Genomic DNA, 13,016 nt, shown 5'->3' on the forward strand with positions numbered 1-13,016 from the left:
ACCCCGATAGGGGCGAAGGACAATCGTTTTCAAATCTCGAAAATCGATGCCATTGTTGACGCAGGGTTTCAACGGCACAGCCATGGCGGGACGCACGGAGCATCCCGCCATGGCTGGTGAGGCTTGCCAGCGGCAGGGTGCGGACCAAAGGCCCGAATCCGCCGGCCGGCGGGCGGCTCACACTTGGGGTTGCCGTGCGGAGCGTCGTGAGCTGTCGTTCTCCATGGCATCGTTCATGCCGGGATCCAGCGACGTGGGGGTGACAGAAGTTTCCTCGGGTGCCGCATCCGAAGTGCCAAGTTTCATGAATCCCCGTTCCAGGGCATCCGCGCGGTCCTGCTCCAGAAGATCGATGCCCTTGGTTTCCTTCATCGTCAGCAGCGTGACCAGTCCGAGCAGGCCGACCAGGATCATGTAGAAGGCCGGTGCCATGATATTGCCCGTTGCGCTGATGACCCAGGTAAGTACGAGGGGTACCGTGCCCACGAAAATGGCTGCGGTGACGCTGTAGGCAATCGAGAGGCCGGTTTGCCTGGTACGCGTGGGGAAGAGTTCGGCCACGGTAACGGCGTGCACGCCCAGCACAATCGCCAGAATGATGCCGAGGCCGATGGTGCTGGCCATGCCGGCCCAGGGCTCGTCCACCTGCATCAGCTTGAACAACGGGTAAGAGCAGATAACCATCAATGCCCCGGAAGCAAGCATGAGGGGTTTGCGGCCAATGCGGTCGGAAAGGGCGCCAAACAGGGGCACCAGGATCAACGCGGTGATTGACGCAACGGTGGAGAGCAGGGCCGCCGTCTCCACGCTCATGCCGATGAACTCTTCCTGGTAGGTCAGCAAGTACACAAGGATGATGTAGAAGGTTACGTTCATCATGATCTCGATGCCGCTGGTCTGCAGGAGCTGCCTCCAGTTGTTGCTGAACACTTCCTTCAGCGGGCTCTGGGCAACGTGTTCGAGCTCTTTCAAGGCCTTGAATTCAGGGGTGTCCTCGACCTTGTTGCGGATGTAGAAGCCGATCAGGCCCAGTGGGCCGGTGAGAATGAAGGGGATTCGCCAGCCCCATTCGGCGACGGCATCCGGGCCGAGGGTGCTGTTGAGGACCAGAACGGTCAGCGATGCGGCAAGGAAGCCGAGCAGGCTCCCGACTTCGAGCCAACTCACGCCAAACCCGCGGTGCTTGGCGGGGGAAGCCTCGGCGAGGAACGCCGCCGCGCTGCCGAACTCGCCGCCGGCGGCCAGGCCCTGCACCATGCGCGCCGTGAGAAGCAGCGCCGGCGCCCAAAGCCCAATGGAGTCATAACCGGGTAGCAACCCGATGCTCAGCGTGGCAACGGACATGGAAATGATGACCATCGAAAGCGTCCGCTTACGCCCAAAACGGTCGCCCAGGTAGCCGAAAAGGATCGCTCCCAGCGGCCGTACTCCGAAGGAGATGGCAAAGACCGCGAAAACCGCAAGGAGTCCTGCCGTTCGATCTTGTGCGGGGAAGAACACGCCGGCAATGATCGATGCCATATATGCATAGACGGCCCAGTCAAACCAGTGGACTAGCACGCCGATAGAGCCGGCGGCGACCGACTTTCGCAGGCTTTTCTGCGGAACTGGTGAAAGCGAGGTGGAATTCACGGTGACTCCTGGGAGTAGGAAGATATGAGCGTGCTTAAGAGTCTCGTGAGACCAGTCACATATGTCGAATAGTTTTTTTCTGGGAGAAGCATCTGATTTTCAGATTCAGACCCGTTCTCGACATGGACGGGCTTTCGACGGGGTTTTCTGGCCGTTCGGCCCTGCGACTGGGACCCTTGCTTGGCTGCACCAATGATATGCGGCAGGGAATCCGACGGGGCGGCGCGCCCGTCATAATGCCGAAACGAAGCCAGCGGACGTCCGTCGATTGCACAGTGGGGAACGGGTGCGGAACTGCCTCGAAGCCTGATTCCGTTTGTCGCCGGGTTGAAGGGGGCGGGGATTCACTGCGCGCGGGGCCGCTCGCGGTGCGTGCTGATCCGCCGGTGCCGGGCACGGCGGGAGCCGCACGGCGCGGAGGGTGTCCGGTGTCGGTCAGCTCCCGTTAACAGGACCCAGCGCCCGGGCGATGCCGCGCACCGCGGTCTGCAGCGCCATTACCGCGGCCGGCAGCAGGTCCGAGCCCCGCGGGACGACCACCGCGAGGACGGCCAGGGCATGGCCGCGGGCATCAAGGATCGGTGCGGCGGCCCCGGTGGACTCCGGGTCGATGAACCCATCGAAGGTGGCGTAGCCAATCCGCCGGATTTCGGCCAGCTCGTGGCGCAGCTTCGGGTGCCTGGCCAGCATGGCGTCCCCGTGCCGCTCAAGGTAGCCCTGCAGCACGCTGGCGGGGGAGTAGGCCAGCAGCGCCATGCCCATGGATGTGAGGTGGACCGGCATGCGGCCGGCCACATTGGCCTGGTTGACGACGGATCCCGGGCGGGAGAGCCGCTCGATGACCAGCACGTCGTCCTCGTGCAGCACCGCCAACTGGGTGTTCTGCCCGACCAGCTGGTTGATGTCCTCCATGAAGGGAAGCGCCGCCTGGCGCAGGCCCAGGGTCGAGGCGCTGCGGTTGGCCAGTTCCCACAATCGCAGGCCCAAGCGCACCTGGCCGTCGTTGTCGCGCGCCAGCAGTCCGTGTGAAACCAGATTCTCCAGCAAACGGTAGGTGGTTGCCCGGGGAACGTCTGCGCGCCGCGAAAGGGCATTGACCGTGAGTGTGGGGTTTTGCGCGTCAAAGGCATCAAGGATCCGCACCAGGCGGTCCAACATCGAGTCCCCGCTCGGTGAATTGGCCATGACACCACCTTAGATCAGGTGGCCGTTCCCCCTGTTCCCGGGAATCGAGGGTGCTCCGGGTGGAAGCGGCGCGGCCGTGCAGGCCAACCTGCCTCGTGTGCCACGTACGGGCCAAGCACGTCCGGAGATAAAAGTAGCTCCGACAAATTCCCTTGAACTCCGTCAAGTGGGCCTAACATGAGGAAGCAAAGGCAACCAGGTGCACCGGTCCATCCGACCAGCCCTTAGGGGTTTGGCAAGCGGTTCTTGGCTTCACGGACGGCCCTCCGGCATCCCTGGTCCATGATGACAAGGAGAACCAGATGGCCGGGCCAGAGGACATGCAGGGCACCGGGCCGGAGCGCCCCCAGCCCATGGTGGAGCGCAGCCGCTTCGGCGTCAGCGAACGGCACAAGGACCCGGCGTCCGAGGAAAACCGTGCCCCGATCACCAGCACCGAGCTGAGCAAGGGCCCGTCCGAACTCATCGAATATGCCGGACCCAAGGTCAACTGGCGCGTCTTCATCATCTCGGCCGTCATCATCCTCGCCTTCTCCCTCTGGGCCATCATCGTCCCGGACAACGCCGCGACCGCCATGGCCGCGGCCGTCGCCTGGATCTCGACCAACCTCGGCTGGTTCTACGTCGTGACGGTGACCCTGGTGGTGCTCTTCGTCCTCTGGGTCGCCTTCTCCAAGGAGGGCAGCGTGCGCCTGGGCCCGGACCATTCGCGCCCGCAATACAACCTCTTCACCTGGGTCGCGATGCTCTTCGCCGCCGGGGTCGGCATCGACATGCTCTTCTACTCGGTGACCGGACCCATCACCCAATACATCACCCCGCCCTCGGTCGACCCACAGTCCGCGGCGGCCGTGCAGGACGCGGTGGTGTGGACAATGTTCCACTACGGCATCGCCGGATGGTCCATGTATGCGCTGCTGGGCATGGCCATGGGCTACTTCGCCTACCGCTGGGGCATGCCACTGTCGATCCGCGCGGCGCTCTATCCGCTGCTGGGCAAGCGGGTGCGCGGGGCCACGGGCGACGTCATCGACATCTTCGCCCTGGTCGGCACGGTGTTCGGCGTGGCCACCTCGATGGGCATCGGCGTGGTGCTGCTGAACGTCGGGATCTCCTGGCTCTTCGGCATCCCCGAGGGGCTGGCCCTGCAGATCGCCCTGGTGCTGGTGGCGGTCATCATGACCATCGCCGCCTGCACCTCCGGTGTGGACAAGGGCATCCGGCTGGTCTCCGAGCTGAACCTCTGGTCGGCCGCGGCCATGATGCTCTACATCCTGATCACCGGCAAGACCTCCTTCCTGCTCACCGCACTGGTGGAAAACATCGGGCGCTTCATTTTCACGCTGCCCGAGCGCACGCTACAGACCTTTGCATACGAGGAAGACGGTTCGGCCTGGATGGCCGGCTGGACCCTGTTCTTCTGGGCCTTCTGGCTGGCCTGGGGCCCGTTCGTCGGGATGTTCCTGGCGCGCATCTCGCGCGGGCGGACGCTGCGCGAGTTCGTCATTGCCGCGATCACCGCCCCGGTGCTCTGCGACTTCTTCATCGTCTCGATCTTCGGCAACAGCGCCATGAGCGAGGTGCTGGGCGGGAACACCGAATTTGCCGAGCTCGCCATCAGAAGCCCCGAGCACGGCTGGTACGCGTTGCTGGAGATGTTCCCCGGAGCCCCGTTCCTCATCGGCCTGGCCACGCTCTCGGGACTGCTCTTCTATCTGACCAGCGCCAACTCCGGCGCCATGGTCATGTCCAACTTCTCCTCCTCCATCCCGGATCCCTCGCAGGACGGCGCCAAGTGGCTGCGCATCTTCTGGGCGCTGCTCACCGCGGTGCTCACCGTGGCGATGCTGGTGGCCGGCGGGGTGACGACCATGGAGCACGCGACGCTGATCTTCGCACTGCCGGTGACAATCATCGCCTACCTGGTCATGGCCTCCTTCTCCAAGGTCCTGCGGATGGAGCGGGCCGAACGCGAAGGCACCGTCATGCGCCGCCGCTCGGTGGCCGCGCACGGCGGCAACGCACCGGAAAAGACCTGGCGCCAGCGGATGGCGCAGCTGCGCGCCTACCCGTCCAACAAGGCCGTGGCCCAGTACGTGGAGCGAACCATCCATCCGGCGCTGGAGGAAGTGGCCGGAGAGTTCAACGAGCTGGGCTACGAGGCCGAGCTGGCCACGGCGGCGAACGAAACGACGGGGATCGCCGAGCACACGCTGCTGGTGCACATGCACGACCACCGCAACTTCCACTACCAGGTGGCGGCGGTGGAGGCCCCGGTCCCGGCGTTTGGTGCCCGCACCGTCTCCCGCGAGGTCGATGTGTACTACCGGCTGGAGGTCTTCACGCAGACCGGCACCGAGGGCTACGACCTGATGGGCCTGGACAAGTCGCAGGTCATCAACGACGTGCTGGACCGCTATGAGGCGCACCTGGCCTTCCTGCAGTACTCCTCCGAGCACGACTACGCCTCCCTGCTCACACCTCCGCGCCCGGCCACCGGCATGGTCCCGCAGGTGGATCTGCCGGAACCGGACGAGGACGAGGGCAAGGGCCGGGAATAACGGAAGCACCAGCCGGTACCCGTGGAAACACGGTCCCCGGGGCAGGATCAGGACGGTGGGCAAGGCCTCCGCGCAGGGGCGCGCGGGGTCTTGGCCCACCGTCTTCTTTGCCGTGGTTGGAGCCGGCCCAAGCCGGGGATCCGGGCGTTGCTCCTTCCGGCGAGGCCCGATCCCCGGGGTGCAAGGGGCCCGGTTCCCGGCCTTCCTGTCCACGCGTAAATTCACGTTTCCCCCAAACCATTGACACATGTGGTCCAACTCACCTAGGGTCTGTTATATATCAGTTGTATGCCTGAATGGGCGAGGCCAAGGCGACACCGGCAAAAAGGGGTTCTGTTGATTGATATACGTGGCGAGTCGGTGGATGGATTGATCCGGGACATCGGGAAGCGGATTCCTTCGCCCGGCGGAGGGACAGTGGCGGGGCTGCAGGCGGCGCTCGGCGCCAGCCTGCTGCGCATGGTGGCGAACTATTCGCAGGGCCCGAAGTTCGAGCACGTCTCGACCGAGGTGGCCGCCATCCTGGCCGAACTTGAGGACCTGGAGGCCCGCTCGCTGGACGCCGCCAACGAGGACGCCCGCGCATTCGACGCCGTCGGACGGGCCTACGCGGCCAAGCCCGGGGCGGGCCTGGACCCCGCGGAACGCCGGGAAGCCATCGGCCGGGCCCTGGACGCCGCCGCGGACGCACCGGCCAAACTCATCGTCATCTGCGGGGAGCTGGTGGCCCTCGCCGAGGAACTGGCCCCGATCGGCAACGGCAGCGTCATCGCGGACGTAGCCGCCGCCGCCGCGTCCATCCGGGCCGCGGTCTCCACGTCGGTCGTGAACCTGGAGGCAAACCTGCCCTCGGTCCAGGACCCCGCCAGACTGCGCAACTTCGAGCGGATCCTCCACAACGTGTCCCGGGTGCACAACCGTGCCGATGCCCTGGTCGAGTCGGTCCGGAACCCGGTGGCGGCATGAGCGCCGGGATCCTCGACGGCCGGGCCGTGGCGGCGGGCATCACCGAACGCTCCATCGAGCGCGTGGGCGAGCTGGCCCGGACCGGTGGGCAGCGTCGCCTGCACATCGTCACCGCAACAACGGATCCCTCCAGCGAATCCTATGTCCGGGCCCTCACGCGGTACGGCACCCGCATCGGCGTCCGGGTCACCGTGGAGCGGCTGGACGAAGGCGCCCCGGCCGAAACCATCCGCCGCGCGCTGGCAAGCGCAAGTGCGGATCCGTCGGTCCACGGCGTCATGCTGCAGACGCCGCTGCCCGCCGGGGTGTCCCTGCAGCAGGTCGCCACGGCCATCGCCGTGGACAAGGACGTTGACGGGGCCAACCCGCTGTCACTGGGCACCTGGATGTCGGGCGGCGCCGGTTTCGCCCCGGCGACGGCCGCGGCGGTCATCGAATTGCTCGACCACCACGGCGTCGAACTGGCAGGTGCCCGCGTGACGGTGGTGGGCAGGTCCCCGGTGGTGGGCAAGCCCCTGCTGCACCTGTTCCTGAACCGCGATGCCACCGTCACGGTGGCACACTCCAAGACGAAGAACCTGGCCGCGGCGACCCGCGGGGCCTCGATCCTCGTCGCCGCGGCGGGCAGCCCCGGCCTGGTCACCGGCGAGCACGTGGGCGACGGCGCCGTGGTGGTCGATGTCGGCACCAACTACGACGCGTTCGGCCGCCTGTCCGGGGATGTCGACGCGGGGTCCGTCGCGCCCCGGGCGGCTGCGCTCAGCCCGGTCCCCGGTGGCGTCGGGGCGATCACCACCGCATTGCTGTTCCGCAACACCATCACCGGGCTCGCCGCCCGCCGGCCCACCGAACCGGCCGCCCAAACCACCACCGAACCGGCCCCGGTGCCGGTTCCCCACTGATTCGATAAGCCAAGGAGCATCAGCCATGACCTATTTGCCTTCCACCATCGCTTCGGGAACCACGAGCCTGCTCACGCCCCGCGAGGAAACGCCCGCCACCGACCACGCGGTCCTCACGCTCTCCTGCCCGCAACGCAGCGGCATCGTCCACTCGGTGTCCAAGTTCCTCTTCGAGCGGGGCTTCGACATCGTCGAGCACCAGCAATTCGACGACCCGGCCGCGCAGCGCCTCTACCTGCGCACCGCCTTCGTCCAGCGCGAGAAGGCGGTCAGCGCCGGCGAGCTCGCCAGCGACTTCGCCCAGGTGGCCAACGAGTTCTCCATGGACTTCAACTTCCACGACGGGACCAAGCCCAGGGTGCTGGTCATGGTCTCGAAGATGGGCCACTGCCTCAACGACCTGATCTTCCGCTGGACGACCGGAACCCTGGCCGCCGACCTGGTCGCGGTGGTGTCCAACCACGAGACGCTGCGCCCCATGGCCGAGGCCGCCGGGCTTCCGTTCATCCACATTCCGGTGACCGCCGACACCAAGCCGGAGGCCGAGGCCCGGCTGCTCGAGGCCGTCACCGGGTTCGACGCGGACCTGGTGGTCCTGGCCAGGTACATGCAGGTCCTCTCCCCGGAACTCAGCACGCGGCTCGCCGGGAAGGCCATCAACATCCACCACTCGTTCCTGCCGGGTTTCAAGGGCGCCCGTCCCTACCACCAGGCCCACAAGCGCGGGGTCAAGCAGATCGGCGCCACCGCGCACTACGTCACCGACGACCTGGACGAGGGGCCGATCATCGAGCAGGAGGTCATCCGGGTCGACCACCGGCTCAGCCCGCAGGAGCTGGCGACGGTGGGCCGGGACAACGAGGCCCTGGCGCTGTCCAAGGCCGTGCGGCTGCACGTTGAAAACCGGGTCATGGTCGACGGGCTGCGCACCATCACCTTCACCTAGCCCGGCGCCCGATCCGGGCACCACCCCCCAAATACCTGCGGTCCGCCTGCAAGGCACCAGCACCCACACCCCAAGGAGAGTCATCATGAAGCCACCACGCGTCGTCATCATCGGAGCCGGAATCGTCGGGGCCAACCTGGCCGACGAACTCACCCAGCGCGGCTGGACCGATATCACCGTCCTGGACAAGGGCCCCATCCCGCTCACGGGCGGCTCCACCTCGCACGCCCCCGGGCTGGTCTTCCAGACCAACGCGTCCAAGACCATGACCGAATTCGCCGCCTACACCGGGGCGAAGCTCGCCTCGCTGGTGCGCGGGGGCGAAAGCGCATTCAACAAGGTCGGCGGGCTGGAGGTGGCCACCACCGCGGCCCGCATGGAGGAGCTCAAGCGCCGCCAGGGCTGGGCCACCTCGTGGGGCCTGGAGGCCCGGATGGTGGACTCCGCTGAGGCCAAGGCGCTGCACCCGCTCATCGACGAAAACCAGGTGCTCGGCGCCCTGCACATCCCCGGCGACGGGCTGGCCTCCTCGGTGCTCGCCGTTCAGCTGCTGCGCGAGCGCGCCGAGTCCCGCGGTGCGGTGTTCATCGGCTCGGCCCCGGTCACCGGCGTCGAACGCCGTGCCGGACGCGTCACCGGTGTGCGCAGCGGAGAGACCGTGTTCCCCGCCGACATCGTGGTCTCCGCCGCGGGGTTCTGGGGCCCGGCCGTGGGGGACCTGATCGGGATGAAGGTGCCGCTGGTGCCGCTGGCCCACCAGTACATCACCACCTCGCCGCTGGCTCCGCTGCGCGGATCGGCGGCCGCGGGCCGCACCGTGCGCGGCACCGGGAACAGCGCCGACCTGCCGATCCTGCGCCACCAGGACGAGGATTTGTACTTCAGGGAGCACGGCGACCGCCTGGGCATCGGTTCCTACGCCCACCGCGCGATTCCCGTGGGCTACGACGAAATGCCGAACACCGGGGAAATCACCGAGCACAACATGCCCTCGCGCATGCCGTTCACCTCCGAGGACTTCGAGGTCCCGTGGAAGAACTGCCAGTTGCTGCTCCCGGCCCTGCAGGGAGCCACCTTCGAGGACGCCTTCAACGGGATCTTCTCCTTCACCCCCGACGGCGGATCGCTGGTCGGCGAGTCCCGCGACCTGCGCGGCTTCTTCATCGCCGAGGCCGTCTGGGTGACGCACTCCGCGGGCGTGGCCAAGGCCGTGGCCGAACTGCTGGTCAACGGGCGCTCGGAAACCGACCTGCGGGAACTGGACGTCGCCCGCTTCGAGGAGGTCCAGCTGCAGCCCGAGTACGTGCTGGAGACCTCGCAGCACAACTTCGACGAGATCTACGACATCCGCCACCCGCTCGAGCCGCGCACCTCCCCGCGGAACCTGCGCGTCTCGCCCTTCCACCGGCGCCAGGTCGAGCTCGGCGCCTTCTTCCTGGAAACCGCCGGCTGGGAGCGCCCGCACTGGTACGAGGCCAACGCCGACCTCGTCGCCGCGCTGCCCGAGGCCTGGCAGCCTCCACAGCGCGACGCCTGGAGCGCGAAGTTCGAATCCCCGATCTCCGCGGCCGAGGCCCACGCCACCCGCACCAACGTGGCGATGTACGACATGACGGCGCTCAAGCGGCTCGAGGTCTCGGGCCCCGGGGCCCTGCCGCTGCTGCAGAGGCTGACCACCAGCGGGCTGGACAAGTCCATCGGCTCGGTGACCTACACGCTGATGCTCGACGAGGCCGGCGGGGTGAAGAGCGACTTGACCGTGGCGCGCATCGAGGAAGAGCTGTTCCAGATCGGCGCCAACGGCGGGCTGGACCTGGACTACCTCGTCAAGCACGCCGCGGACCAGAGCGCGGCAGACCCCGCGCTGTGGGCCCAGGTGCGCGACACCACTTCGGAGACCTGCTGCATCGGGGTCTGGGGACCGCGGGCCCGGGACCTGGTGGCGCAGCTGACCAATCAGGACCTGACCAACGACGGGCTGAAGTACTTCCGCGCGGCCAGCACTTCCATCGCCGGGATCCCGGTGCGCCTGATGCGCCTGTCCTACGTCGGGGAGCTCGGCTGGGAAATCTACACGACGGCCGACCTCGGCCTGCGGCTGTGGGACACCCTCTGGGAAGCGGGCCGGGACCTCGGCGTCATCGCGGCCGGACGCGGCGCCTTCAACAGCCTGCGGCTGGAGAAGGGCTACCGCTCCTGGGGCGGGGACATGGACACCGAACACGATCCGTTCTCCGCCGGGCTGGGCTTCGCCGTGCGCGCCGCCAAGGAGGGGTACATCGGGAAGGAAGCGGCGGAGAAGCGCCGCAACGAGCCCGCCGCCAAGCGCTTGCGCTGCCTGACCGTCGATGACGGCACCTCGATGGTGCTGGGCAAGGAACCGGTCTTCGTGGACGGGCACAACGTCGGCTACGTCACCAGCGCCGCCTTCGGGCACACGGTCCACAAGCCGGTGGCCTACGCCTGGCTTCCGGCCGGGATGGAGGAGGGTGAGCAGGTGGAAATCAGCTACTTCGGGAAAATGATCTCCGCAAGCATCGTTGCCGAGCCGCTGGTCGACCCGGGAATGGTGGCGATCCGCGCCTGATTCCGCGGGCCGTGTACCAAGAAGGCCGCCGGGTGGGTCCCCGGCGGCCTTCTCTTGTGCCCGCCTACAGGGCCTCGCGCACGCGGTTCTCGAAGTGGGTGATGTGCTCCTCGGCCAGGCGGGCGGCCAGTTCCGCCTCCCCGTCGATGATGGCGCGCAGCAGCGCGGTGTGCTCGTTGACGTGGCCTTGGATGGGCTCGAGCCCGGAGAGCACGAAGTTCCACATGCGCTGGGAGAGGTGGAAGTACTGGATGAGCGTGGTTTCCACGTAGCTGTTGCGCATCACCGCGTACACGGCACGGTGGATGTGCGCGTCCAGGTCCACCGAGGCGCGGTTCGAGGCGAAGGTTCGGGCCTCGATGTCCTCCAGGCAGGCCCGCAGCATCTCGCGGTCCTCTTCCGTGGCCTGCTCGGCCGCCCGCCGGGCGGCGAATGCCTCCAGGACCCGGCGTGCGTCGGAGATGTCCTTGAGGTCGCGGATGTTGACGTCGGCGATGATGGTCCCGCGGCGGGGGAAGACCTTGAGCATCCGGTCCGTTTCCAGGCGCTTGACCGCTTCGCGCATCGGGGTCCGGCCGACGGACAGGTCGCGCATCAGCGCATCCTCGTCGAGGGCGCTTCCGGGCGGCAGCCGCATGTCGATGATGCGCTCGCGCAATTCCAGGTAGGCGTGTTCCGCCTGCGTCCTACCCGCCGGGACGGTGTTTGCCACGGTGCCTGGCCCCTTCCTTGATGGTGCGATCCGGATGGTCATCCGTTCCTAGGTATATCAGAGAGTACGGCACGCGGGCGCCGGGCCCGGACCTGGCGGAAGCGGGGTCCGGTGCCCGGGGCGGTTCCGCCGGGTGGCAGCCGCTTCATTAAAAGGCAACACGGTCGTTGCGGCTCCCCGGCGATCTGGGTGCTGCAACGACCGTGTTGCCTGCCTGCAGGTGGAACTGCGGCATCCCGGTCCGATGTTCCGGCTTAGTTGGACAGGTAGCCGTTGGGGTCCAGGACGTACTTGGTGGCCGCGCCGGCGTCGAACTCGGCGTAGCCGCGCGGGGCGTCGGACAGCGAGATCGCCCGGGCGTTGACGGCCTTGGCGATGTGGATCCGATCGTGCAGGATCGCCATCATCAGCGCCCGGTTGTACTTCATCACCGGGCACTGGCCGGTGGCGAAGGACAGGGACTTGGCCCAGCCGGTGCCCAGGGACAGGGACAGGCTGCCCTTCCGCGCGGCCTCGTCCGCGGCGCCGGGGTCCCCGGTGACGTAGAGGCCGGGGATGCCCAGGGAGCCGCCGGCCCGGGTGAGGTCCATGAGGGAGTTCAGCACGGTGGCCGGGGCCTCGGCCGCGTGCGTGCCGTGCCCGTGGCCGCGGGCCTCGAAGCCGACGGCGTCGATGCCGCAGTCGACCTCGCGCACGCCGAGGAGCTGCTCGATCTGGTCGGCCGGGTCCCCGGCGCCGACGTTGATCGCCTCACAGCCGAAGGAGCGGGCCTGGGCGAGGCGGTCCTCGTTCAGGTCCCCGACGATGACCACCGCGGCGCCCAGCAGCTGGGCGGACGCGGCGGCGGCGAGCCCGACGGGCCCGGCGCCGGCGACGTAGACGGTGGAGCCGACGGTGACCCCGGCGGACACCGCGCCGTGGAAGCCGGTGGGCAGGATGTCCGAGAGCATGGCCAGGTCCATGATCTTTTCCAGGGCCTGGTCGCGGTCGGGGAACTTGAGCAGGTTCCAGTCGGCGTAGGGGACCAGCACGTATTCGGCCTGGCCGCCGACCCAGCCGCCCATGTCGACGTAGCCGTAGGCGCTGCCGGGGCGGTCGGGGTTCACGTTCAGGCAGATGCCGGTCTTGGCTTCCTTGCAGTTGCGGCAGCGGCCGCAGGAGATGTTGAAGGGGACCGAGACGATGTCCCCGACCTTGAGGAATTCGACGTCGGGTCCGGTCTCGATGACCTCCCCGGTGATTTCGTGGCCCAGGACCAGGCCGGCGGGGGCGGTGGTGCGGCCGCGGACCATGTGCTGGTCGGAGCCGCAGATGTTGGTGGCCACGGTGCGCAGGATGACCCCGTGGGGGACCTTGCGCCCGACGTTGGAGGGGTTCACCCCGGGTCCGTCCCTGAGCTCGAAGGTGGGGTAGGGGGTGTCGATGACCTCAACGATTCCCGGCGACTTGTAGGCGACGGCTTTGTTACCTGACATTGAATGGCTCCTAATGTGTTGGCGATCAAGCGTTTGCGGCGGCCCTGGGT

General features: G+C 67.5%; 9 protein-coding genes. 5 read left to right on the forward strand and 4 right to left on the reverse strand.

Translation table 11 applies throughout. From position 1 onward, the window contains the following. Positions 1-177: 177 nt before the first annotated feature. Positions 178-1,632 (reverse strand): MFS transporter, encoded by a 1,455-nt coding sequence (locus J2T21_RS04165; protein WP_307578798.1) that lies wholly within the window; start codon positions 1,630-1,632, stop codon positions 178-180. A 435-nt stretch (positions 1,633-2,067) separates the two neighbouring features. After that, on the reverse strand, positions 2,068-2,817 hold the full coding sequence (locus J2T21_RS04170) for an IclR family transcriptional regulator (protein ID WP_307578801.1): 750 nt from the start codon (positions 2,815-2,817) through the stop codon (positions 2,068-2,070). Between the two features lie 302 nt (positions 2,818-3,119). On the opposite strand from J2T21_RS04170, the gene betT reads away from it, so the two are divergent. From betT to J2T21_RS04195, 5 genes are all read left to right on the forward strand, one after another. Beyond that, positions 3,120-5,378 (forward strand): choline BCCT transporter BetT, encoded by a 2,259-nt coding sequence (gene betT / locus J2T21_RS04175; protein WP_307578803.1) that lies wholly within the window; start codon positions 3,120-3,122, stop codon positions 5,376-5,378. Positions 5,379-5,714: 336 nt separating this feature from the next. Next, a complete protein-coding gene (locus J2T21_RS04180) occupies positions 5,715-6,344 on the forward strand; it encodes a cyclodeaminase/cyclohydrolase family protein (protein ID WP_307578805.1) in 630 nt (209 codons plus the stop codon). Continuing rightward, positions 6,341-7,246, forward strand: a complete 906-nt coding sequence (locus J2T21_RS04185) for a bifunctional 5,10-methylenetetrahydrofolate dehydrogenase/5,10-methenyltetrahydrofolate cyclohydrolase (protein WP_307578808.1) — start codon at positions 6,341-6,343, stop codon at positions 7,244-7,246. The genes J2T21_RS04180 and J2T21_RS04185 overlap by 4 nt, the downstream gene beginning before the upstream one ends. A gap of 25 nt (positions 7,247-7,271) precedes the next feature. Continuing rightward, positions 7,272-8,192: a formyltetrahydrofolate deformylase gene (purU, locus tag J2T21_RS04190; RefSeq protein WP_307578810.1), complete on the forward strand. Its 921-nt coding sequence runs from the start codon at positions 7,272-7,274 to the stop codon at positions 8,190-8,192. 82 nt (positions 8,193-8,274) lie between these two features. Beyond that, entirely contained in the window at positions 8,275-10,779 is a 2,505-nt protein-coding gene (locus tag J2T21_RS04195; protein ID WP_307579543.1) for a GcvT family protein, read from the forward strand. A gap of 64 nt (positions 10,780-10,843) precedes the next feature. Here the strand turns inward: J2T21_RS04195 and J2T21_RS04200 are convergent, their stop codons facing one another. Then, positions 10,844-11,491: a GntR family transcriptional regulator gene (locus J2T21_RS04200; protein WP_307578812.1), complete on the reverse strand. Its 648-nt coding sequence runs from the start codon at positions 11,489-11,491 to the stop codon at positions 10,844-10,846. A 254-nt stretch (positions 11,492-11,745) separates the two neighbouring features. Further along, complete coding sequence (gene fdhA / locus J2T21_RS04205) at positions 11,746-12,966, reverse strand: formaldehyde dehydrogenase, glutathione-independent (RefSeq protein WP_307578813.1); 1,221 nt, start codon at positions 12,964-12,966, stop codon at positions 11,746-11,748. Positions 12,967-13,016 lie beyond the last annotated feature (50 nt).

Origin of the sequence: Paeniglutamicibacter psychrophenolicus, from assembly GCF_030812255.1 — a bacterium.
GTDB classification, from domain to species: Bacteria; Actinomycetota; Actinomycetes; order Actinomycetales; family Micrococcaceae; genus Paeniglutamicibacter; species Paeniglutamicibacter psychrophenolicus_A.